Here is a 23,696-nt window from a genome sequence, read left to right as displayed (position 1 = left end):
AAATTTATCAAAATTTCATTCTTTCTATAAAACTCTATTATAATTGAAAGTTTTGAAAAATCCTGAATATTTATAAAAAAAATCTAAAATTGTGAAAAAAAGTTTAATCCGATTTTAATTTTTTTTCGAGGTTGGTTTGACTATTTTATAAACAAGGTGCAACCATTGATATATCTAAATAAGTTAATTAATGATTATATAATAAGAAAATCGTGTGCTGGTTTCTTGTTTTTTACTTTAGTTAATGTATAGAAATATATTTGGAGAAATCTGTAAAGATGAATAACCAGTCAGATGGTATTGGAGAAAAGGAAATATTAATAGGAGTAGTTCAGTCAGCCTTAAAACAAATTCCGAATCTCTTGTCGGACGAAAAAGGGCTTTGGTCAAAATATCGAACGATAGCAAGCACCCTGGCGGATAAGTTAAGCGCAGAAGATATCGCTAAATTAATGAAAGAGAAGATATCCGGTTCCAATAGTTTCAATTTAGGTGAAATTTTGAGAACAAGAAAGTTCGGGGAAATTAAAACATTCTTCAAGATAGCAAAAGAATACGGTTGGGTAGATCCAAATTTTCAAAAGTTTAATGGTCGTTTAGAAATTCCAGTATACTTAAGCAAATTATATGAGCCTTCCATTTTTGAAAAAAATTACGTATCCGAATATTTGTCAGATTCAAGATATCTTAGCAAAGTCAATATTCTGCAATCAGCTCATGGGACTGGTAAGACTGAGGCATTCTGTCATTTGTTTAAAGGCGAGAAAGTCATATATATTGCCCATAGAGTAGGTCTCATTGATCAAATATGTTTCAGGTTTAATAACGGGGGTATCCCAATTCGCAATTACAACAAATTAGGAGATGAAAGATTAAATAACGTAAGGGATAGTATTGCGATTTGTGTGAATTCGATTCACAAGATTGATCCGGGATATTTCCGAGACGCGGTCGTGATAATTGATGAGGTTGACCAGGTTGTTGCTCAAATATTTAAGGAAACAATGCGAAAACAATGGAGGGACGTAATATATACAATTTCGAATTTAATCGAGAATTGCAAATATGCAGTTTTTTCATCCGCTGACATTTTACCGAGCACTGTACATTTTATTCAGTCGATTGCTTCTAAGGAAGATATTAGGTACTTTTTCAACCGGAAGACAAAGTATTCAAAGCGACAATTGGTTTGCCATAAAAGTTTAAAGTCGATCTTGTCGCAAATAGAAAGAGATATTCAGAACGGATTCCGAGTATCAGTATGTGGGCATTCAAAGACCTTTCTGCAGGACCTTGAATTTAAAATTAGAGAGAAATATCCTGATAAGAAAATATTAACAATTAACGAAGAAACGAAAGAGGGAAAGCTCCAACAAGAAGTGTTATTATATGCCCGAGACATCAGTAATTTTGATGTGGTATTATATACATCTGTAATTGGCTCCGGAGTAGATTTTCAGTTCTGGTTCGCAAACAACATGTACCTAATTGCGAATACAGACAAAACTCTCGATGTATGGGAGACCTTTCAACTATGCAATCGATTTAGGAAATACGAAAATTTACATGTGTTTACGAAAAACTATGATGCCCCACCTGGTATAAAACAGTTTAGAACCAAAGAGGACTTGAAAAGATCATATAACGAAAAAGCTAAAGTTCAAATTGAAATGACTCAATTTATGGAAGCTGGTGGGGATATAACTTCGGATTTCGATATTACAGCATGGGATATTGCTCGGGAGATGGTCGTTTCGGAGAGTGAAATTTCAAGAAAGTATCTTGGATACTTCTTCAAATTGTACTGCTATGAGCGTAATTTTATAATTACGGAAATAGACAACCGGATAGATGGTTCTCATATAGCTACGTTGGACCAAACATTTGTAAAAGAAAGACAAACAGAGGAATCTTTTGGGCTAATAGTAGCACCAGAGATTCAATTTAAGGAGGCTCTTGCTTTAAAATCTAAAGGTAATATTTCGGTCAATGAAGCATTAGGTTTAAAAAGCTATCAGATCAAAAGTATTATTGGGTTTGATGGAAGCTGGGATAGCAAAAGAAACTTTGACTATGCATGCGTCTCGTTTTCGTCTACTAAGAAACTTTACGAATGCCTTAAAGAATACTTCATATTCCGTATGAATACAAGTGAGGCTCTAGGTTATATTAAAAGTACAGTAAAGATCGCGAATTTCATAGAAGAAGGCATACCCGGAAGGAGCCAGTTTTATGATTTAATCTATTCGCCTCTTAAGGAGCTAAATAAGTTTAAATATTTCACTGCCCTTGAAATTGCAAAGTTTGGATTCATCCTATACAGCAATAAAGATCAAGTAAGAGAATATTTCGGAATTGAAATTACGCATTCTAATCGCCAATTATTTGTAAATACGCTGAATAGTATTTTGAAAAAATTTGGAACTTCCCTATTGGTTAAGAAAATAGAAGGTGTAGAGCACTATAAATTTAAGCGAAAAGACTTAGCTTTTCTTGAAAGATGTTTTATCCGTTGGAAGGGTAAGCTTCCCGATTTTTTCAATAAGAAGTTAATGCTACTCTAAGAGTTCAAGAAAGCTCCAGATTCAGTTAAAAGGACTGGAGCTTTTTCAAATTATGATGCTAATTCGATATTTTCGCCGAATATGAGCATTTTCTTCCGCTGAAGAATCATTTTTCGCCTTAGTTCTTCGAGAAGTGAAGGTCCGAATTTAATTTGATGCTCAATGAGAAGAGCATCGGAATATAAGTCTAAGATTTCCTTTCTTACTCTTTGCATCTTTCCTTTAACTTCAAAAGGCTTTGTCGCTTGCGCTTCGATCTCTTCCAATCGTTTAGCGAAAACGTTTCCTAATCCAATAGATCTTATCTCAGAGAGAGTATTTAGAGCTTTGTCCGCCCATTTAGAGGGGGACTTTTTATTTTTGTAGTAAGATACTAATTCGTCCCGCAAATTTCCAGAGTTTGGTTTGAAGTCGAATTTAAGTAGTTTTTTAAAAGCTTTCTCAATGTTATCGTAGTAGACCTTCTGAAAAATTAAATTGTAGGGGTAACCAAAATACTCTGCCATATCATCTTCAGAGCTTACTTGAGGTATGGCTTTCGAAATTAATTTTGAAACTTTCGCCTTCCTCTTTATAGTTAGTTCGATACGGGCAAAATTCTTATTCAATCCGATACCATGCCGATTGAATACTTCGTTCGTCTTGTCGTAGGTTTTAATCTTCGACTGCCTGTTTCCTAAATACACAGTATCCGCATAACTAAAGAGCTTCATCCGAGGCAAAATCATTGTTCTAAAGAGTCCGTAGTATTTGGGATATGGATGCTCTAATTGAATATTGGAGAAAATTTCAATTGTAGCTAGGTGAATTTCATCGCTGCTTTTAAAGGAAATTCCATTTTCCTCAGCGATACTTATAAAATCGTTCAAAGGTAAGAGTCGTCCTACCGGAGTATAAGAGGAAAGATTGATTCCATTGAATAAGCGCGAGTACGAAAACCAGAAATATACTAAATCCTGCTTAACAGTATGCTGCATTCGGCGGTAGGCTATCCCGCTATTACCTAATCTGGCTATTGGGGTCTCGACTTTCTGATCTGGTGGAGTATTTAGTCCCCAAGCTCCCGACCCATGTTTAATATTACCGTAAGGAGTGAAAAAGCAGACCCGATCAATCCCCAAGAAGTCTTCAATGTATTGTAAGTTGTAGTTCGTCATTTCTGAGTTAGTGGATTCCTTTCAAATTTTTTTATAAAGTCAGTTTCTCCGTAAAATCGAGTTCGAGGCAAAAACGCCTAGAATTTATACTTTTTAACTCGTAACTCAACAATTTCCGAATTCTCAGGAAGAGTATTAAGAAAAAGTGAATTATAAATTACTTATATAACAAATGTTATTTTAAAGTGATAACTTTTTTTGAAAAAAGTTCCGATTTCCCAAATTTCGGTGAAACTTCCCGTTATAATATATATGTAGGGTTTCCGAATTTTGCAAATTCGCCGACCCGAGTTCAGATCAATTAGGGGTTACTAAAAAAGAGAAAAACAAGCTTAACACTTAGGGTCGGCCAGGTAGGGGTTTAAGGCTGGCTGGCCCTTTTTTCAGCACTTGGTTGGTAGATTTAATGATTTCCGAGTTTGGTGACTTCGTCAAGCGATTTCCCAGGACTTTGGGGATTGCTGATAGGTTTTGTATAACTTTCTATTATTATACAAAACTTGGAACGTTTTTATCTACCTAACTACTACTCTAATTACTTTTACCTACTAGTAGTTACAGTATTAGTAAATACTTAACTTATTGGAGATTCGAATGAATGATTCTTCAAAACTGTTTATTGAATAAGGAGAATTTAATGACAGATATTCATAATGAAATGAATGAGAAAAGAGATTTTATTGGAATAGAGTGGATTACTCTTAGAGCATACATTGATGAAGTAGATTTTTCTGAAAAGTATAAGGATCAGTTGGAAATAGATCCTGTTAAAATCTATCTTCGTAAAGATGAAGAGTATCTTCATATTAGATTCAATATGAATGCCATTAGTATTCCGTATGTGTTACCAGGTGTTGAATTTGATGGAGAAGATTACTTCGATGAAATGATGACGGATGCATTGGGAGACCTAGGCGTATATTTGCTTGAAGGTATCTATTCCTTAGATGTTATGAATGTTACATTGGTTAAAAAAACCTATTTGAAATATAATTATCAAGACTATCGTCATTTACTTAATGTCTTGAATGCTCCTGGGTTTTTGAAGAGTTATTTAGAAGAAAATAACACTATTAGATTTGAGAATGATGAATGTCGCATTGAATTTTCCAGTAGTAATCTTGAGCGTGAGTTGGGTCCTGAGAATAATTCTCCTATTAACCATGATATTGAAACTGGCTATGAAGAAGATGCTCTACTGATTTGGATAGAGATAAAGGATCGGGAAATTCTAAATAATTTGTTTGGAGATATTTCTGTAGGATTTTTCGAATTTGATGAAAGTTCAATAAATGCAATATTTGAGTATTTCCTTGAAGAGTTCCTCCCTTCTATTGAAGAATATGACGTAGACTACTCCGTCAGTGTTTTCTTAGAAGCAAACTTAAACTTGATAAAAACATACTATTACCCGGCTTTCAATGAACATCTTGAAAGAGCTAAGAAGCTGGTCAATATTGTAGATGATGTGACTCCTTATGCAATGGAAGGGAAGTATGAAGGTAGTGTTATCTCAGCTTTTATTGAAATGATTGAAGGTTTCCAAGAGGTAATAAGGATTCCTAAGTCTTATGGCTTGGAAGATTACCAAAACAAGCAGAAGCTCGGAGACTGGATGTTAGATGACAGGCTTGAAAAACTTAAAGAGTTGAAAAACAAGCTGATTAATCCTGCAGAGGAGATAGGCCTGCTGAATTAAATCAAAGTTGGTTTTATGAAAATTAGGGAAAACTAATAGATCTATTTCTTAATCAAAGTTAAAACACTTGTAGAGGGGGATGACAGTTCCCCCTTCATCACTTTTTGAATAGTATTTTTAGTCTTTAAGGTTTCATCAACCGGATTTGCCAGTCTGTAATTAGGGCTTTACTTAAGCTTATTAAAGATCTCCTAACGGTTTTTGAATTCGAAAGGGAAAAAGGAGCGGTGAGAGATTTTAGCATCTCTAAGGGCCTTTAAAATCGTTTTAAGAAGGTTTTAAGCAGGACTTTGGAAACAACTCCCAATCTGAAAGCTGAACCTTTCATTTCGCTAATGATCCCAGAACAGTTTTTGGAAAACTTTCCACTAACTAATAAATCGGAACTTCGAAGTACGAAAAAGGGAAAACCTAATTTCGAATATTCCTTCGATCCGTTTTGAAAATTATTATTAGGAGGTTCCTATAATGGAACTTGTTGAAGAAATGGATCAGGGGATGATGGTAGATGGCTACTTGATTTGTCGCCCTGATGGTGTAAACATTGGGATAGAGAAGATTACTTTTTCTTTCCCTATAGAAGACGTTGAGAAACTTGATACTGATAACCTAACTGCTGAGAAAGGGGAAAGTCCTAAATATTCTGAAATTGAAGTTCAAGTCAAAAGCAGAAAAGTTTTCGTTACTTATCCATTGGCACAATTGTATAAAGGATTCACACTTCCTACAGACACTGAGCATGACGAGACATTTATCATGATGATGATGCGTTATAACCTTGGTGAGAAAAAGGGATGTCTGATTAAGAGCTTTGATAATATGGAAATTGAAAAGCTTCATCTAATACAAGCTATAAAAATTGAAGGAGAACCTCAGGAAATTTTCCAATTACAAAAATGGATATATGGAAAATACAATGGAGATTATCCAAAGTTTGAAGCATGCGTAGACTCCATTAGTGGAGGAAGAATTATTCAGAAATTGAAGATTTTTTCTCCTGCTGACAAATCCCATTGGAAAAGTCTTGCTGCTGATGAGTATCAATTTGAGTTCAGTGTTGTGTTAGAAAATGTTCAAAGTGTCAAGCAAAGCGTCGGTGAAAATAAATTAGAAGCACTGACTGAAGGATCTTTAAAGAAAGTTATGAGAGATAATGCAGTCTCTTTCTTTAGCAGCCTTGGCTACATTCATCCTTTATTGAGATTGCTTAAATGCACAGATGAGATCAAAGCAGACATTGGCTCTCTCTGGAATTGTGCAGTATCTATGAGCAATGCTGAATTTTTAGAGGAAGATGAGCCTGATGAAAATTCATTTAATTCTGTGGATAGATTTTCTCAAAATCTTAGAAATCTACATGAGTTTAGAAGTTTTGTTACCTACTTAACAAGAGGACTTGTGGACCAGGAGGGAGTTTCCATTTCCATTCTAAAATCAATAGAAAAGCTTGGTAAAAAACTTATTAGTCCAGAGTTCAAAATTGAGTTAAAAAACTAAAGTAAGTAAATGCAATTTTGTTAATAAGGAATTAGAGTGATTGTTGGCCGGGACCATTTAGGGGTAGGTCCCGGTCAATAGTCTTTGACCGACGGTGTTTCTTAGGCTTTGAGGGTGAATGAGTTTTCCAGAAAGAGTACGAGCGTTCCAAGAGTTTACAATCAATTGCAAACCTCTAGTTGTAAGGTTCTTCCTTTCTTTTTGGTTTTTTCTCGGACGGCTTACAAAGAAATAGTCAGATTCGATTCTGAACTTTTCGTGATACTCCCTTACAGCGTTTAGAGAAGCTTCGCTAATAGCTGAAGATTTCTTTTTTCCACATTTACCCATATAACTGATGTAAGATTGCTCAGAGAGGCCTTTAGACACGTTTGAGAGCTTTAAGGAGACGATTTCCATAGCCAATAGTCCTAACTCCTGCATTACAAGGAAGAGAGCCTTATTTCGATAGTCTTCTTCTGTTTCAGGTTCAGAGAAATCAAGATACAGTTTCGTAAGTGTTTTTTCTGAAAGTCGATTTTCGGTAAGTGAGAAGTTTTGATCCTTTGGTTCGGACTTAGGATAAAGTGAGGATAGGTAGATTACATTTGATTCAATAGACATGATAGATTCCTTAGGACTTGATTGAAACGGTTTCGGGTTTGGAGTCGTCTTCGTCGAGAGTTCGGATGTAAGTAACTGGCTGGCCGAAATCATCCGTTGAAGATATAGCGACAAAGACTTGGAAAGGTATTTGAAAGAGATGGACCGGTGAAAACCGAACTAAGAAGAGCTTAATCTTCGGAGTTAAGGTCGTGATAATACCGTCCTTACTTCCGTGAATTATATCCTGAAGAATTGTTTCGGGATCTTTCGGAGGTCTACTCTTCTCGTTGGCTTTTTTGATCTCGTCTTTAACTTTTTTAGAAATTATGAGTCTCCCTTCTGTTGCTTTAGGAGGGTTCTCAATATGTGTTATATGTTTGAATTCCATAGATTTTTTTACCTAAGGAATTAGTAGGAGATTGTATTAATTCAGAATAAATGAATGCGGATTAAGAAGGTTACTCATTAGCCTATTAATTCTAACTCTGTTAGAAACTTTTCGGAACTGTTTCCACTAATTAAACAAATTAGGAGGAAATCAGAAATGGCTAATTTAACTTGTCCGTATTGTCTCGCAGAGTTCGATCTCTGCCATGATAACAAAGGAGGTCGTCAGCCACAGAAAGTGGAAGTTCCTTGTAAAAAATGTGGAACTACAGTCTATCAAAGAGATGAGCTAACCACCACCAAATACTATCTGATAGATAAAACTAGTGAAATGGAGCTTCCCTTTGGCACTCGTAAGACAGATGCTAAAGGAAAGAAGATTAAACTCGGTCCTTTTTGCAATTGCAAGATTAGAATGGAAGCCTTGGGCGGGAAGTATGGTAAGTTCTGGACTTGCGTCGGAGTTCCAGGATGCGGAATGAAGAAGAAGGTAAGGAAGAAGAAAGAAACTTAAGTTGTTCGAATAGCTGCAGAAGTGTTCCGTAAACGCGACCGGGGAGAGCTTACATTGTGTGATGAATGCATTCTCTCCGACTAATTTGATCGTGAATCAAAGATTAAAATGACCACGGTTTTTAAAAATGGCTATATCTCAAAATCAAAATGGGAAAAAAGTTTCAATTCTCAGAAAAAAAGTTCTAATTACAAATTTCCAATAATCAAAAAGCATAATGCGATAATTCACATCACTCATTTATAATTTACTAATCAAGTCCGACTTTTGAAAAAAAAATCTGAAAAGTTAAACTTTTTTCCCATTTTGATTTTGAGAAAGAGAAACCTGCCCATACAATATAATTATGAAATCAAAATGATTTCTAAGATTTTTTCGAAATGATTTCGAAGGAATTTGAAACTAACAATAAGGAGAAATGGCGGAACTAGTCAGTTCTGCTAAAGTAAAATTAGAATGAGAACGAGAAGAAAGCTAAGTAGCTATCATAAACGTAGAAGTTTACTGGAGATCGAAACGGAAAAACTTTCCCTTGAACTTAATAATAAGGAAATTTACCCGAGGGAATTTGCTGAACGGTTTCCAATAGTGATTGATAGGTTACCTAAAGAGGAGATTATATCCAATGCGGTTTCTAAATATAAAAGAGTTTATGGTGAAATAGAATTCAACAAAATTCAGAATGATTCTGATTCAATAGTAAATATCGTTCGCAAATTTATTTTGAGTGAAATGTCAAATTTTTATAATGGATATAAACGCATTTCAAAGAATGAGAAAGCTTTAGATATTCTACGTGATAGAGCTGCAGATGATTTGATGAGATTGTACCCTTGGTTAGCTGAAGGATATAAATTGAATTAATTGAAATTACCAATGACTATAATCCATGTGGCTGTCCGGAACCCTTAATATGGACTTATTTAGTCACCAAAATTAGTGTCTGAAAAGTATCAGTTTTACCAAGTAATCAAAGGTTTCATGATTCTTGGTATCGAAACCAACTGATTGCATTCATTCGATTGGAATTTCCAGTCTATCTAAAACGCAGGGTGGAGTAGAAGTTGGTTAGATATTATAATAAAAATACTAGTTGTCTACTCCTCCTGTAGAGTAATTAATACATCAATCCTTCTATCCGCTTACGTTTGTCTGAGTAGTTTTTAGACGTCTTCTGGTATTTCCCCAGCATACGGCTCACAATGATTCGTGTAGATGTCAGTCATATTGAGAATATTGAAAACATCATGCTTTTGTGTCCCAATCTTTTCTAATTCTATTCTTTCCATTTGTATTCCATCAATGTGGATCCAGGAGTTGTACTTATCTTGAATCTTGGCGAAGACTAAGTATTCATAGTCTCCAAATTTCTTTATTGCAACTAAGGGATTGGTAGATTCAACAAGTCTCTTTTTAAATATCCAGGTTTCGTCTGAGGCTTTAGTGTTTCCATAGATCATTTCATGGAAGGCAATTAAGGAGCGGAGAATCTCATTGAAGATCTTTAAGCCTTCTTCATTTATTTGGAGCCATTGGTGTTTTTGATTTCTTATTTCAGTCACCGAAATAATATTCGAAAACAGTAAAATACCGAAAGGAAAAAACTTAAATTATAATAAAAAAGAAGTTAGTCTTCGTTTATGCTGAGAATCAGTAAGTATTGATCCTCCGAATCTTTCGGTAATGAAATTTTCCTAAACGCTCTGTATCTATTTAGAGAGGGTAATAGGCCTTTGAAATAAACTAAGAATATTTCTATCTTCTCTTCTACTTCGTCGATTACTCGGCCTGTGCTACCAGCCATTAGGTTATAAACTATTCGAGTAGGAGATTTTTTGTCTCGTGATTTGCTATATACCGTATTTAACTCGGACCAAACAGTTTTGGAAACGTATACCTGACAATTATAGAATTCTTCGACTCGATATCTATAAGGAGGAATCATGAGGCTTACAATTTCTCCAGATTCGATCAATTCTTGAACGGAGTTGGTTTCTATCTTTTCAAGTAAGGTCATTCTTTCTTTATTCCCAGGTAAGAAACTTAGAAGCATCAAAGTAGGGTTTTGTGTAATACTTAGAAGTGGTAACTGGTGTCGAATGACCTAAAACCTTTTGAGCAGCGATTGATCCGGCGGTTTCAAGAAGCTTGGCCCCTAATGTATGGCGAAGCGAATGGGGATGTACGAGCCGACCACTACAAGTAGTTACTCCCCAAGAATTGACAATCAGCTGAAGCCCTCGTGTGCTTAGGTTAGAGCGGGCAGATTGGTTCCTCCCGGAAAGAGAAAGAATAAAATAGTCATGCTTCTCCTTAAACCAAGAATGATATTCTTTAAGAAAAAGTAATGTTTCCTCTGCTATAACTGAAAAGCCTCTTCGTCCACCTTTCTTAATATAAGTGATTAGCATTTCACTGGAAGGAGATTGAAACAATTGGGAGAAGCGAAGAGAAACAATTTCTTTAGCTCTAAGCCCTGTTTTGCTCATTAGGGAGAATAGGGCGCGGTTACGAAAATCTCTTTCAGTTACAGGAGTTGAAAACTTCCGAGTCAATTCAACCATTGTCTGATCCGTCAGTCCCTTTCCGAGCATTATACCGGTTTCTGGTTCCGAGTCACGTGGTCCTTTGCTTCTACGATTTTGATATTCTTCAATTCTTATAACGTTAGATCTGATTGACATTATTTTTTAACCAATCCAAAACGGACTAATCTGACAAAAGGTACCCAGGTATTTTAGAAAAGGAAAATTTTGGATAAGCTACAAAAAATGTCTAATAGTAACGAGCTCTTAAGTATGCGACAATACGTTGCTGATATTACGAAGCAAGGAGTCTTTGAAATAAATAAATTTACAATGCCTTTGTTTTACATGAATGACAAGGGTTATGTAGACTTGGCATCAACATCATTATTGTTTTCACATAATGATCGGTATTTCGTAATCACAACGGCTCATACTTTAGAATGGTATAATGAAAATCTTTTCTTTTATTATAAAGATGATGTGAATCTACCTCTTGACGGCAATTGGCGAATTTTTAAAACCGCTGGATCAAAAGATATTGGAGAGTCACGAATCGATCTTGGAATAATTGAGATTGATTCAGAAGTCTTAAAGAAAATTTATGAAATCTATGAATTTATGAAGATTGATAATATTGACTTTAATCCGGCTATTGAAAAGCCTCAAACCTATTTTCTTTATGGGTATCCGAATTCGAATACTAAAATCGATAAGAGAACTCGAGAAATTAAAAGTAAACCTTTTATTTTTACGAACCCTGAGCATAAAGATAAGAGCTTATATGATAAGTTAGGAATCCATAGGAATTCGCACTTGTTAGTCGAATATGATAGAGAGCAGGTTATTGACCCAGCCATTGGAATTGTTACTGGGAAATTTCCAAGAGGATGTTCAGGTTGTGGTCTTTGGTTAATTCCAAAAGTTTTTTATAAAATTAAGGAACCAGTTGTCCCTAGATTATCCGGAGTCCTTATAGAGTATTATGAAAATAGTTTGAATGCTCTTGTAACTCTACGCGCAAATCTTGTATTGGAAGTGTTTAAGGTGAAATTAGGAATGGAGTTCGATTTCGAAATTAATAGTTTAATACGATTAATTTAGCTTCTGGAAAACAGAAGAAGAGGAATCTTCGGGCATAGAAAGTAAAGTAATTGTTTGGCTAATATTTGAATACCTGTTATCTGATGATAGTCGTGCGGAGACGTAAAGTTTGAGTCCTATTAATTATATAAATCTAAATAGAGAGTTCTGTTTAATTGAGAAAGATGAAAGCTTCGGTAGTTATTATGAAGATTATCATATAGGATTTAATTCGGTTATATTATCTTGGGAAAATTTGCTTAGTAATAAACTTGTCGTTATATTGTCAGAAGCTGGAACTGGAAAGACAGTAGAATTGATTAATAAAGCTCAAGAATTAAAAGAGCAAGGTAAATATTCATTTTGCATTAAGATCGAAAGCATACCGTCGAATTTTGATTATTCGTTTGTGGTTGGTTCTATTCGAGAATTTCAAGAATGGAAAAATTCTGAAACTCAAGGCTGGATTTTTCTAGATTCAGTTGACGAAGCAAAGTTGATTAGCAGAACCAATTTCGATATCGCTTTGAGAAAATTTTATCAAATATTAGGTTCAAAAATAAACCAGTCAAATATTTATATTACTAGTCGAGTAAGTGAATGGAGAACCAAAGAGGATTTTAGGAAAGTTTATTCCAGTCATATCAATGCACTAAGCCAATTTAAGACCGGACTAGATGAAAGTATTCCATTAGAATTGTTGATTGTGAATCTAATGGATCTGGACGATCGAATGATTCGAGAATTTTTACAATTTATTGGTGTGAATAAAATTGATCAATTTTTACACGAAGTAGATCTAAAAGGAGCAAATTTATTTTTAAAGAGACCAATTGACCTTGAAGAGCTTGCTCAATATTGGATGAAAAATCATAAGATCGGAGGGTATGTTGCTTTACTAGAAAATAATATTGAACTTCGCTTAGGAGAATCAAATGAAACCTATCATGATAATTTATCATTAAATGAGCTTAAGGAAGGTGTTCAAAAATTGGCGGGTGGGGTTACCTTGACAGGAATTCCGAAAATTAAATTGCCAGAGTGTGAAAGTTCAATTTCAGGCTTAAATATACAAAAGCTTTTTCCAGATTGGGAAAAAGATAAATTAAACCGATTATTAGCTCGTCCGATATTTAGTCCTGCCATCTACGGGACAGTTGCCTTTTATCACAGAATACCTCGAGAATATTTGGCAGCCAAATGGTTCCTTAGATTATATGAAGCAAGAAGTTCAAAATATAAAATTGAAGAAATACTTTTTAAGAAAAAATACTCTGAAGAATTTATTGCACCGGGATTAAAAGCGATCTGTGCTTGGATTGCACAAGAAAAACCGGAGATTTTCGACAAAGTTTTGCAAATTGCCCCAGAAGTGCTCTTAACTGAAGGGAGTCCTTCCGAATATAATCCAAATACTAAAATATTAATTTTAAGAGAATTCTGTCGGAAGTATAGTAATAAACCTTTTGGTCGGTTTGGATTTGATATTTTTTCAATTCGTCGCTTCGCGACAAATTCTAATATAGGCAACGAAGTAAAAGAGCTTCTGGTTGATTATTTAGAAAATAAAGAAATTCGGGAATTCTTACTTCGTTTGATATGGCAAGGTGAATATACGGAATGTGCCGAAATAGCTTTAGAAATAGTTAATAATGATAATTTTGATGAATATTCAAGAATTGTTTGTATACGATACATTTCTACATTACCAGATATTGCTTTCCAAGAAAATGTATTGGGAAGTCTTTTAAAAAAGGATAAATATAAAATATCTTTAATTTTAGAGTGTATTGATTGTTTTTCGTCCGCCTCTCTAAAAGTTGAATTAATGCTTGAATTTCTTTCGAATGTTAGATCATTAACGTTTAAAGAAAATGCTCGTTTTCGAGATGTATTTGTTAAATATTTTACTAAGTTAAATCAAATAGGCTTAATTAATTTGGTCAGTGGTATTAATTCCATTGTATATAAAGAATCTGTAAATATCGCCATTGAAGTCCAAAATTCTTCAGAATTTAGCTGGTTTCGAGAGCCGACAAGATTACTATGCGCTTATATTATTAAGAAAAGAAATTTAAACGATAATAACAAGGAATTAATCAAATTAATTTTATTTTGTTCTTTATGGACGGATGATCACTCGGGTTTTGAAAACAGAGGGGAGCTTAAAGAACTCATTCTCTTAAATGAACGATTGGCATTGGATTTAATTTGGCAAGATTGTGATCTATTTTTTGTGAAGAATGAACGGGAAGGGAAAAAAGATTTTCCTGAACCTACCATATCCAACATTTATTTCATTCACCATTCGTTATGGGAAATTGGGAAAATATCGTTTGATTTAGCTATTAGATCATTTCAAGAGCAGGTGGATATTAAGAAAAGGAAGCTAGCTTTAAGAATCTCTTATCTCTTGTACCTAAAGTATAAAAATAAAAAGAACAATCAAATTTTAAAAGATAATGTTAAGGACAATATAGAATTAAAGGAAGAATTAATTAAGATAGTAAAAGAGCAACGTAATTATAGAAGGTCAGAACGCGCTTGGGGAAAAAGATCGCAAATAAATATAAATTCAGAAAAAAGAAATCTTCAAAGACAGGCGGAAGTCAAAAAGAGTATCGAAATGATTTTTCAAAATTCGAAAGTTGGAGACCTCGATCTGCAAGCAATAGAAATTGCATTAGGTAAGCTCCAATATGAGGTCGACCCCAAATTTGATTTTCAATCGGAGAATGTTGAAATTCTTAAGGAAAATTTTGGAGATGAATTTGTAGAAAATTATGCAAGAATTTCAATGCAGCTCTGGAGATTATTAAAGCCTTCCTTCAGATCTGAAAGAATAAAATCGGATAATCATTATTTAAGGAAATATGCTTTAATTGGAATAGGATTTGAAGTTTTTCATTCTAACGTTTTTTTCAAAAACTTGAATGTTGCGGAAGTTGAACTACTCTGTCGATATGCGTTTTTAGAATACCATTTCCCGAACTGGTTTGAGAGCCTTTATTTAAATTATTCAAAGGAGGTTGAAGTATTACTTCTTAGGGAAATCGAGTATGAAATGAAGCTTCCTGCGGAAGAGCAAGATTCAATTTTTGATTTCTTGCTGCATGCTATTTCCAGTTCCTTTGATGAATTGAAACAATCCATAAAGAACAAAATTCTTAAATTATTATACGAAATCCCGATTGAGAATATTAGACTTTTGACTGATGCTACGCGATGTCTAATTAAGCTGAGCGACTATGATCGAACAATATTAATTAACATAGCGGAAAGGAGATTGGTTACTGATCGTCTTGACTTAAGAATATTTTGGTTTTGTTTACTAGTAACAGTTGATCCGGAAAGCGGAATTAATAGGTTCGAGAATTATGTGAGGTCCCAAGTTGTTGTAAATCAGAAGGAAATAGTAGGGAATTTTATCCGTTCTCTTTGTAATCGAACCCGAGCTACTTTCGATATTGGAAGGTTGAGTTCTGAAAATGTTTATTCATTATACAAGCTTTCGTATGAGTTTATTAAATATGAGGAGGATAATATTCGACTAGAAGGAGTTCCGCACCAAGTTGATATTCGCGATGAAGAGCAAATGAGTAGAGGGTTTATTTTATCTTATCTATGTGACATTCCAGGTGAAGAAACATATAACAAGCTAATAGAGTTATCCGAAATTCATCCTGTGATTGAATTGAGACCAAATTTCCTTAGAATGGCGCGAGAGAGAGCGGAAAATGATTCTGAGAGATACTTTCAGAAGCTTGATGACATTCTGGAATTTGAAAAAGGAAATGTTCGGAAGCCTGAAAGTTTAGGTGATTTGCATGAGCTATCAATGGATCATGTTTTTGAGATAAAGAGTGCTTTGGAACTTGGAGAAAGTAGTGAAGCAAAATTACTTATCTCTGTACTTGAAGCAGATATTCGAAATCATTTGAAAAATAGGCTTGAAGACCTATCTCGCGGTAACTATAGAGTCGAACAAGAAATACAATTTTCAGACGGTAATAGGACGGATTTAAGATTAATTAATAATCGAATATCAGGGTCGATTACCTTGGAGTTGAAAGTTGTTGAAAATTTATCCTTTTTAGACTTAATCAAGGGCTTAAGGGATCAACTTATTGGGAAGTATCTTCTCGATAAAAATTCAAAGTATGGTATTTATATTTTGTTTAATAGATCCACAAGGAATTGGGATAGTCCATCTACTGGTGAAAAAATTGGATTTGTGCAAGTTGTTGATGAGCTAAACACCTTAGCTAAAGGATTTATTGAGGAAAGCAAAAAAAGCATCGAAGCTGTTCTTGTGATTGGCATAGATTTGACCTTAAAAGGGGGGCATAAAACTAAGAATTCAAATAAGAAAAAAGAAAAAATTTAATATGAATATTGTGCAATAAAGAAGATGAGATTGGCTGTGTCTCGGATGGTAGCCATTTAATTATAATATATTAATATTATTACTTCTGAAAACTTCCTCTTCTCGGAAGTTGAAAGTTAATATGCTGAAGCGCAACGAAAGTAATTCCAACGTCATGCGAAGTTTAAATAATAGCATTATTAACTAAAGAATCCTTTAAAGATTCCGATGTTTTGAATTCGAAAGGCCATTGCTGCGTAACTCACGTCGAATTCGTCAGCGAGGTACTCTATTAAATCTTGATCATTATCAATTAGGTCTCCACCATGTAGAGAGGCAAAGTGATTAATTTCTTTAATCACCCATTCCTTCGGCATTAATAGCGAAGCTGCAAATCGATTCGCCTCTATTTCTTCATAATTCAGCGCTTCTGAAGAAGATGGACTTCTGAAGAAAGATTTACGATCGATGTGAGTTGCTTTCGGTTGATGAATTAAGAAATGCCCTAATTCATGCGCCATTGTAAAACGCTGTCTATGTTCATGATGTTTTTCATGAACAAAAACTGTATATTCTTTCCCATTCACTTCAAGAATGCCTGAAACATCTCCAGGTAATTCCATTTCAACTAATTGGAGTCCAGCTTTCTTAATTAATTTTTTTATATTAACTGGATACTTGGTTATATTATTCTCTTCTAAAAATAATTCCGCGATTCGCTCAGGATTTTTTCTTCCGCGCACTAGTTTTTCCTTTTGAAATTGTTTTGAGAATTCTCTTCAATTCATCGTCTTTTATTCTTTTCAAAGACTGAGAATCTACATTGCTATTTTTAGAACGCTTAAAATCCTCCATAGAGGGTAGTAAATCAAATATACTACAATTTAATGCCTCTGCAATCAAATATAGCTTATGAACCGGCGTAGCTTGTTGCCCTCTTTCAATCTGGACGATTGAGGATTTAGATAGGGATACCATTTTTGCTATATTTTCTACAGAAATCTTCCGGTCCTTTCTATAATTTCGGACATTTCGACCAATAGATTGATTTAAACTTACAATCCATGAAGGTTCCATCGAGTTAAGAATGAGACATAATTCGGAATTTCAAGTAATTTTTTAGAATATCTATGAAAAAAAACTAGTGAAATATATCAGTTAGACTGATATATTTTGTCTAAAGTTCAGTAATTAAATGGAGCTAGAATTGGAGCATGAAGAATGTAGCAGTTGAAGTAATTAAGCCAGAAAAGTCGGATACGTTTCGAATTATCTTTTTAAACGTGGGGCAAGGGGAGAGCACTTTGCTCGCAATTCCTAATAAAGATGGGGCACATAAGTATGCACTCATAGATTCAAACATAGATACATCAGTCGACGGAGTCGATCTGATTGAAATGTTAGAGGATTTATTAGGTGGTGAATCCTTAGATTATTATATCAACACTCATCCTCATAAAGACCACAACGCTAAGGTCAAAGAAATTCAAGAAAGATTTGGTATCAGTGAATTATGGCATTCAGGCCACACACCTAAGGGAGATCATAAGTCTTCTTTTGAGGAAATGAAAGATGTAATCAATCAATTGGGTACTGACAAGGTTTTTCTTCTAAAAGGTACAAATTCAAAAAACAAAGTAAGAAATTCGAAAGATGAAAAAGATGTCATTAGGGAACTTGGAAGTATCTCATATCAAGTTTTAGCTCCCGCAGAATATGTAAAAGATGACATTGAAGATGAAAATGCAGAAACGCATTATGCTCGTATCCATGAATATTGCGGAGTAATAAAATTTACGTACGGAAATCCGGAAAAATCCATCCTTATTACCGGTGATTCGAACTGTATTGCTTGGAAAAACCATATTGTGGAATATCATAATGGCATTTTGAAAAGCGAAATTCTTAGCGCTTCGCATCATGGATCGAAAGACTTTTTTTGGGAAAACGGTGACGTAGACCTTGATGTTTATCTTGAACATATGGATTCAATAAGGCCAGAATATTTAGTCATAAGTGCTCCTAAGGAAAGCAAGCATGGGCATCCACATGAAGAAGCATTGGAGCAGTATAAGAAGTACGTAGTAGAAGAAAATATTTTCAATTTAGGAGAAGAAGAATTTTGCCTTGTTGTAGATATATCGCCAGATGGAAAAATGAGCTTTAGTAAAGACAAAAGCTTGATAGAGGAGTATTGCTCTAATAAAGAGAAGAAAAGGAAGGAACAGAAATTTTTTCATTCCAAAAGACCATCAGAGCCTGAGCCAGAGAGGTTTGCTTAGGAAACCAAGATGTTACTTCGGCTTAAAAAAGATATTGAATTGCTTGATATTTTTGATTGGGTTAAAGTTCACTCAATCGATGAATTAGAAAAGCAGAAAGTCAGAATAGAATTAAGCATAAGAGTCGATCTTCCTGATATACCTGTTCAATATAAAAAATATTCTTTGAGTAATTGGATTTTTGTAATCGATAATCCTTATCCTCGAGGAGTAATTGAAGTATATCCTGCTATTGATAATGGATTGAATCTCACGTTCCCACACCAATTAGATAATTCATCTGTTAATAAAGAGTATAATAGCCGATCTGGAAAAGTTTGCTTAGCAGATTATTTTAATAAGGCAAAAAATAGAACTGATTTGTTCTCCTCGAATTTTGAAGGCGTTGTTTTGCATCGTCATATTGTTCGTCTTAGGGCCTATCTTGAATGTGCGTTTCAGAAAAAACTACAAAACCCTGGAGAATACTTTGAACTGCCAAGTATCCCTGGGCTCTCAGGGCGTGCAAGGAACGAACTCTATATTTTATTTCAGGAAACTACAGAGTCATTTCTAAAATGGAACAAAGAAGCAAGACATTTCGGTTATTTTGAATATGTAAAAACAAAGCCTCACGCAGGAAGAGATTTCATATTTCCATGTAGGTTTTTAGATACTAATAGTGATGAAGTGATGTTATATCACTGGTCTAAGGAGATTCTGAACCAGAACTCTGAAGAAAAAATCGGTATATGGGTTAAATGCGAGAAGTATCCTTTTCAAAAGGACTGGGCATTTCCTAAAACTTACGGGGATTTGTTGAATGTATATCCGGAAATATTAAATAGACTTCAAAATTCTTTGCTTAAGGCCGCTTCAGTGAAGGGTAGCTTATCTAAAGAAAAAAAAGTATTAGTACTCTTGGGCTTTCCTGTCCCGCTAAAATATGGAGACGCTTGTTCTGAAATATTTTGGATTGCTTTTAGTGTAGATCTTAAGGAAGTCCAGAAATTTCCCGGCTCCAGAAAGAATATTAAATTATCAAAATATTTGCAAGTAGTATTTGAGTCAGCTTCGAGTTTGAATATAGCATGGCAGAAAACCGAGAATTGGGCAAAAGGGAATTTAATTCAGCGCGGAAAATCCTTGGCGTTAGAAAATCTATCTGCGGTCATCGTTGGCGGTGGTGCTTTAGGGTCAGTCCTGATTGAAAATCTAGTACGTCTTGGAATGGATAAAATCCAAATACATGATGGGGATACGATTGAAGCGGGAAATTTAAGTAGATTTTCAGCTTCATTAACTGAAGTCGGAATTCCAAAGTCTATCTTTTTGAAAAAGAAATTAGAGTTAGTACGACCCGGAGTTGAGGTAACTGCTCATGCGCATATATTTCATAGAGGGCCGGATATTGAATCTTGGGGAGCTTATGATATCCTGATAGATATTTCGGCCGATGCTACAGTGCTTTCAATATTTGAAAATTATAACCCCAAAAAAGAAAAAATATGGATAACTGTTTTCCTTGGTATGAATGCTCAAAGACTGTATTTTTTCGCATCAAAATCTTCCAAGTTTATGGTTCAACGTTTTCGAGATGAATATGCAAAATGGGCTCAAGTTGAATATAGCGAGCAAAACCTTCATAGATCTGATTTTAGGCCAGAAGGTACAGGATGTTGGGACCCATTATTTCCAGCTCGTTTAGATGATATTATTTCATTTACGAGTGCAATAATTACGAATATTGAAAAAGCAACGAAACTGGCTTCTGGTGAATTTCATTTCTCCGTCTATGAAAAAGTAATCAATGAAGATATGGATTACCTTGGAATTAGGAAAGTATCTTAACGTGTAATAAATGTAATAAATAACCCTTTCTGTATGTTAATAAAGATATCGACGGATACTAAAGATTCTATTTTTAAAGAAGTGATAAAGAATAAAAAAATAGAAACGGGTGGAATTATTTTGGGAAATTATTCAATAAGAGGACGAATTGCATATGTAGAAAAATCTCTTGGTCCAACCCGAGATTCTGTGCATCGACCGAGTAGTTTTGTTCGCGGAGTAGCTGGTATTGCCGAAGCTTTGGAAGAGGGCTTTCAAAAGAATTTATTTTATATCGGTGAATGGCATTTTCATCCTTCTCATATTAATAAGCCAAGTATTTCTGATATTAATTCAATGAAGCGGATCGCATTAAGTGAAAAATACTCATGTCCAATGCCAATATTAATTATAGCATCCCTAATAAATGATTCCGATTCCATTGGTTTGGCATATTATGTTTTTGATAAAAACGGTATAATTGAAGGCAACGGATATGAATGATATATTTATTAGATCACTACTGGATAAAGAATACTCTTTACGAGCTCGATTTATTCCCGCATTTATAATTACATTTCCGGCTACACTTTCCCTCGTACTTGCTTTAAATTCTAATATTTCGTATAAAGAATATCCTATATTACATTATTTCTTTCTCTTCGGGATCCCTTTTTTGTTAGTATACCGCGTAAGAAAAAGGGGACAAGAAATACAAAGTGTGCTTTGGAAAGAATGGGGAGGGAATCCATCGTCATTGTTACTGATTGGCAAAAATGCTGCATTTTCAAACGGACAAAGAAAAGAGCTACTTAGAATACTTGCAAAGAAGTTTGGCCGGAAGGATATAAAGAATCCTGAAAGAATAAATATAGATAATATGGAGTCGATTATATTTAGATTAATAGAATTAAATCGGGCGAACGGCTTATTGTTAGAAGAAAATATAACTTACGGTTTTTGGAGGAACTTATATGCTGTTCGATTAGAATTTGCCATTTATTCTCTTACTGGAATAATCGTCGCAATTGGTAGCTATTATTTTATAAACGGAAATTTATCCTTCTTACTATTATATTTATCATTTTCGTTACTTTATTGGATTGGAGTTTCAATTTTGTCGACTAAGGCAAAAATTAAAGATACGGCCTTCAATTACTCAAAGGCCTTGCTTAAAAGTATTTATAAATTAGAGGAAGAAATTAAATGAAAGAAATTTTTGATAGTAATTACCATTCGCTGGGACGTTTTGTCAGTTGGGAGATTTCGCGCTCTAAAGAATACGGAACAAAGCATACTGGAGTCATATTAGGTGAAAATGAATTTGGCCAGATTATGGTCATTCATAATCACCCGGAATCAAATATTTCTATAGTCTCAATCGATGAGTTTATGGATGGACGGAAATATTACAGCCTTCGCCGACCTCGATTGCTACTCTCTCAAATTAAGACCAACATAAAGAATGCTATAGTTCGAAATAGGCGGTATGATTTGCTTAATTATAATTGTCAGCATTTCTCTTCTTCGATTGTCGATGGTTACGAAGTATCTAACGACGTGCGAAATTGGGGGGCCGCATTGCTTTTTCTTGGGCTTGGCTATTTGGCGACAAGGGAATAATGATTTTATTTCATACAACTTATTAACTACGTAGACATGCCTATCATTGTTTAGAATGCTGAAATTTATTGGTCAGTCTATAAACTTAAAGAAATGTCCAACGTGTAAGAACTGGTTTGGAGTTAGGTTCAGAAAGAGAAAAGCAGAAGCCGGGGAATGGCACTATTGGATCCAATGCAATTCCTGCGGCTTACGAACTTCGGAGTCTATCTTCATGGATCAGCCTAAGTTAGATTGGAATACTGGGAATTTTTTCGTTAATATAAAAACGCATTAAAGGATTTAGAAATGTCGGAGCTCGAATTAGATCAAATAGATAGTATTGAAATAATTTGGGAGCTATGTGAGAAATATGAGGATGCAAAAGATCATACTCAGGGGATCTATCTGCATGAATGGGATAAGAAGCCATTCTACTGGGGAAAGGTGGATAAGAGTGTATTCGGCGGGAATCCAAGAAAAATCAATGGTGAATCAGTTAATCCGAGATACGGTTCAAGTTATAGGCATTGGATAGAAGGTTGTTTGCGGCATGGGGCGAAATTATATTTAGGAAAGCTTGGAAAGGTTGTTGAAGGAGCCATTGAAAGAGTTGAACAGACTTTAATGGAAGAATTTCCTTCTGAAATGAATCGTAAAGAAGACCAAAATTTACAGCCAATATTGTTATTACACAAAGGTAAAATACCAGAATGTATTATTAATAGTGGGAAGTTTAAATAGAAAGAAATTATGAGCGAACTTTTGAAGACAATTTCTAAGCCTTTTACGGACCGCTTTAGCCATCCAATATTTGGTTCAATAGCATTTTCATTTTTCTTAATTAACTCTGATAAGTTGTTTCAGATTCTCATCGGCCTGTTTTGGCCTGATAAGTATAATCCAGTGAACGGCTGGACTGAGTTCTTGAATATTCTGAAAGTCGAAAAATGTTTCAGAGTCGGATTGCCATTTCTATCCGGATTAACCTTTTCGTTTTTAATTCTGCCCACAACTGATATGCTTTTGGGGAAAGTATCTGCGATTTTTCAGCGGATAAAATCGAATTTAGTTTTGGTCGAGGAGAAAAAAGCAGATTCGGAAAAAGTTAAGAATAGTGAAAGCGCATTGATTGCTTTAAATCATGCATACGAAAACGACTCACAATCAATTTTAGATTATGTAGAGGGGCGAGTTCGACTTTTTCGAATGGAAGGAAAATTAAATATTGGGCAGCTATGTAAATACAATCAATACTCGAGGAAATTAGTCTCTCAGTCAAGCCCAGTAGGCTGGAATGCTGGATACATTTTACAAGTTATTGATAGTACGTTCGCGCTCGTTCTAATTTCAGGGAAATTAAAAGATTCAGAACATATACAGAAGCTTTTCGGGACTGACCCAGGGTTTTTTAGAGCGAATAGCGAAGGTGTTTTGAGTAAAGTTGATAGTGGTCGCTATGATTTAGAAACAAAGATGGAGAAATCTCGTATAATATTGGAGTTAAAATTTGCTATTTCAGATAATATTGTAAATTTGCCCATAGTGAACCGCTTATTATAAAAATACTTAACTCGACTTGCTTCAGTAAAAACCTGCTCAAAATGGCAGTGGAGAATCAATTAA

22 protein-coding genes are annotated in these 23,696 nt (G+C 34.6%); 14 read left to right on the top strand and 8 right to left on the bottom strand.

Going from position 1 to position 23,696, the window contains the following annotated elements; all coding sequences use genetic code 11:
* Positions 1-278: 278 nt before the first annotated feature.
* Positions 279-2,564 (top strand): plasmid replication protein, CyRepA1 family, encoded by a 2,286-nt coding sequence (locus LEP1GSC185_RS10595; protein ID WP_008590377.1) that lies wholly within the window; start codon positions 279-281, stop codon positions 2,562-2,564.
* Positions 2,565-2,614: 50 nt separating this feature from the next.
* On the opposite strand, the gene LEP1GSC185_RS10590 is transcribed toward LEP1GSC185_RS10595, so the two are convergent.
* On the bottom strand, positions 2,615-3,721 hold the full coding sequence (locus LEP1GSC185_RS10590; RefSeq protein ID WP_008591729.1) for a hypothetical protein: 1,107 nt from the start codon (positions 3,719-3,721) through the stop codon (positions 2,615-2,617).
* Positions 3,722-4,358: 637 nt separating this feature from the next.
* Between LEP1GSC185_RS10590 and LEP1GSC185_RS10585 the strand changes: the two genes are divergently transcribed.
* Together LEP1GSC185_RS10585 and LEP1GSC185_RS10580 are read left to right on the top strand one after the other, a co-directional pair.
* A complete protein-coding gene (locus LEP1GSC185_RS10585) occupies positions 4,359-5,420 on the top strand; it encodes a hypothetical protein (RefSeq protein WP_008596728.1) in 1,062 nt (353 codons plus the stop codon).
* Positions 5,421-5,888: 468 nt separating this feature from the next.
* Positions 5,889-6,917: a hypothetical protein gene (locus tag LEP1GSC185_RS10580; RefSeq protein WP_008590964.1), complete on the top strand. Its 1,029-nt coding sequence runs from the start codon at positions 5,889-5,891 to the stop codon at positions 6,915-6,917.
* 57 nt (positions 6,918-6,974) lie between these two features.
* Here the strand turns inward: LEP1GSC185_RS10580 and LEP1GSC185_RS10575 are convergent, their stop codons facing one another.
* The gene (locus LEP1GSC185_RS10575; RefSeq protein ID WP_008589841.1) at positions 6,975-7,520 is read right to left on the bottom strand and encodes a tyrosine-type recombinase/integrase; all 546 of its coding nucleotides are present in this window, start codon (positions 7,518-7,520) and stop codon (positions 6,975-6,977) included.
* A gap of 10 nt (positions 7,521-7,530) precedes the next feature.
* Positions 7,531-7,890 carry a hypothetical protein gene (locus LEP1GSC185_RS10570; RefSeq protein WP_008590773.1) on the bottom strand — a complete coding sequence of 120 codons (360 nt, stop codon included), beginning with the start codon at positions 7,888-7,890 and terminating at the stop codon, positions 7,531-7,533.
* Positions 7,891-8,046: 156 nt separating this feature from the next.
* Between LEP1GSC185_RS10570 and LEP1GSC185_RS19870 the strand changes: the two genes are divergently transcribed.
* The gene (locus tag LEP1GSC185_RS19870) at positions 8,047-8,403 is read left to right on the top strand and encodes a hypothetical protein (protein WP_010514629.1); all 357 of its coding nucleotides are present in this window, start codon (positions 8,047-8,049) and stop codon (positions 8,401-8,403) included.
* Positions 8,404-8,859: 456 nt separating this feature from the next.
* Positions 8,860-9,267, top strand: a complete 408-nt coding sequence (locus LEP1GSC185_RS10560; RefSeq protein WP_008591550.1) for a hypothetical protein — start codon at positions 8,860-8,862, stop codon at positions 9,265-9,267.
* 299 nt (positions 9,268-9,566) lie between these two features.
* Here LEP1GSC185_RS10560 and LEP1GSC185_RS10555 read toward each other — a convergent pair whose 3' ends face one another.
* From LEP1GSC185_RS10555 to LEP1GSC185_RS10545, 3 genes are all read right to left on the bottom strand, one after another.
* Positions 9,567-9,965, bottom strand: a complete 399-nt coding sequence (locus LEP1GSC185_RS10555) for an LIC_13246 family protein (protein ID WP_010514627.1) — start codon at positions 9,963-9,965, stop codon at positions 9,567-9,569.
* A 65-nt stretch (positions 9,966-10,030) separates the two neighbouring features.
* Positions 10,031-10,420 carry a hypothetical protein gene (locus LEP1GSC185_RS10550; RefSeq protein WP_008590197.1) on the bottom strand — a complete coding sequence of 130 codons (390 nt, stop codon included), beginning with the start codon at positions 10,418-10,420 and terminating at the stop codon, positions 10,031-10,033.
* 7 nt (positions 10,421-10,427) lie between these two features.
* A complete protein-coding gene (locus LEP1GSC185_RS10545) occupies positions 10,428-11,087 on the bottom strand; it encodes a tyrosine-type recombinase/integrase (RefSeq protein WP_008591022.1) in 660 nt (219 codons plus the stop codon).
* Between the two features lie 69 nt (positions 11,088-11,156).
* Here LEP1GSC185_RS10545 and LEP1GSC185_RS10540 point away from each other — a divergent pair, with 69 nt between their 5' ends.
* Together LEP1GSC185_RS10540 and LEP1GSC185_RS10535 are read left to right on the top strand one after the other, a co-directional pair.
* Positions 11,157-12,032, top strand: coding sequence for a hypothetical protein (locus tag LEP1GSC185_RS10540; RefSeq protein WP_010514622.1), 876 nt, complete (start codon positions 11,157-11,159; stop codon positions 12,030-12,032).
* 109 nt (positions 12,033-12,141) lie between these two features.
* Entirely contained in the window at positions 12,142-16,398 is a 4,257-nt protein-coding gene (locus LEP1GSC185_RS10535; RefSeq protein WP_008591195.1) for an NACHT domain-containing protein, read from the top strand.
* A gap of 179 nt (positions 16,399-16,577) precedes the next feature.
* Here the strand turns inward: LEP1GSC185_RS10535 and LEP1GSC185_RS10530 are convergent, their stop codons facing one another.
* A complete protein-coding gene (locus tag LEP1GSC185_RS10530; protein WP_008591552.1) occupies positions 16,578-17,120 on the bottom strand; it encodes an ImmA/IrrE family metallo-endopeptidase in 543 nt (180 codons plus the stop codon).
* Positions 17,098-17,454 (bottom strand): helix-turn-helix domain-containing protein, encoded by a 357-nt coding sequence (locus tag LEP1GSC185_RS20320; RefSeq protein ID WP_010514620.1) that lies wholly within the window; start codon positions 17,452-17,454, stop codon positions 17,098-17,100. Before LEP1GSC185_RS20320 ends, LEP1GSC185_RS10530 begins: the two co-directional genes overlap by 23 nt.
* 137 nt (positions 17,455-17,591) lie before the next feature.
* Between LEP1GSC185_RS20320 and LEP1GSC185_RS10520 the strand changes: the two genes are divergently transcribed.
* The 7 genes from LEP1GSC185_RS10520 to LEP1GSC185_RS10490 all read left to right on the top strand — a co-directional run bounded on the left by LEP1GSC185_RS10520 (position 17,592) and on the right by LEP1GSC185_RS10490 (position 23,633).
* A complete protein-coding gene (locus LEP1GSC185_RS10520; RefSeq protein ID WP_008591308.1) occupies positions 17,592-18,659 on the top strand; it encodes a ComEC/Rec2 family competence protein in 1,068 nt (355 codons plus the stop codon).
* Between the two features lie 9 nt (positions 18,660-18,668).
* Positions 18,669-20,489 (top strand): ThiF family adenylyltransferase, encoded by a 1,821-nt coding sequence (locus LEP1GSC185_RS10515; RefSeq protein WP_008589660.1) that lies wholly within the window; start codon positions 18,669-18,671, stop codon positions 20,487-20,489.
* A gap of 33 nt (positions 20,490-20,522) precedes the next feature.
* Positions 20,523-20,972: a Mov34/MPN/PAD-1 family protein gene (locus tag LEP1GSC185_RS10510; RefSeq protein ID WP_008591230.1), complete on the top strand. Its 450-nt coding sequence runs from the start codon at positions 20,523-20,525 to the stop codon at positions 20,970-20,972.
* Complete coding sequence (locus LEP1GSC185_RS10505) at positions 20,965-21,678, top strand: hypothetical protein (RefSeq protein WP_008589799.1); 714 nt, start codon at positions 20,965-20,967, stop codon at positions 21,676-21,678. Before LEP1GSC185_RS10510 ends, LEP1GSC185_RS10505 begins: the two co-directional genes overlap by 8 nt.
* Positions 21,675-22,091: a hypothetical protein gene (locus tag LEP1GSC185_RS10500; RefSeq protein WP_010514617.1), complete on the top strand. Its 417-nt coding sequence runs from the start codon at positions 21,675-21,677 to the stop codon at positions 22,089-22,091. The genes LEP1GSC185_RS10505 and LEP1GSC185_RS10500 overlap by 4 nt, the downstream gene beginning before the upstream one ends.
* A 288-nt stretch (positions 22,092-22,379) precedes the next feature.
* Entirely contained in the window at positions 22,380-22,814 is a 435-nt protein-coding gene (locus LEP1GSC185_RS10495; RefSeq protein ID WP_008591236.1) for a hypothetical protein, read from the top strand.
* Between the two features lie 9 nt (positions 22,815-22,823).
* A complete protein-coding gene (locus LEP1GSC185_RS10490) occupies positions 22,824-23,633 on the top strand; it encodes a hypothetical protein (protein ID WP_008591344.1) in 810 nt (269 codons plus the stop codon).
* Positions 23,634-23,696 lie beyond the last annotated feature (63 nt).

The organism is Leptospira licerasiae serovar Varillal str. VAR 010 (assembly GCF_000244755.1).
GTDB lineage: Bacteria > Spirochaetota > Leptospiria > Leptospirales > Leptospiraceae > Leptospira_B > Leptospira_B licerasiae.
This window is presented reverse-complemented; position numbering and strand designations above follow the sequence as displayed.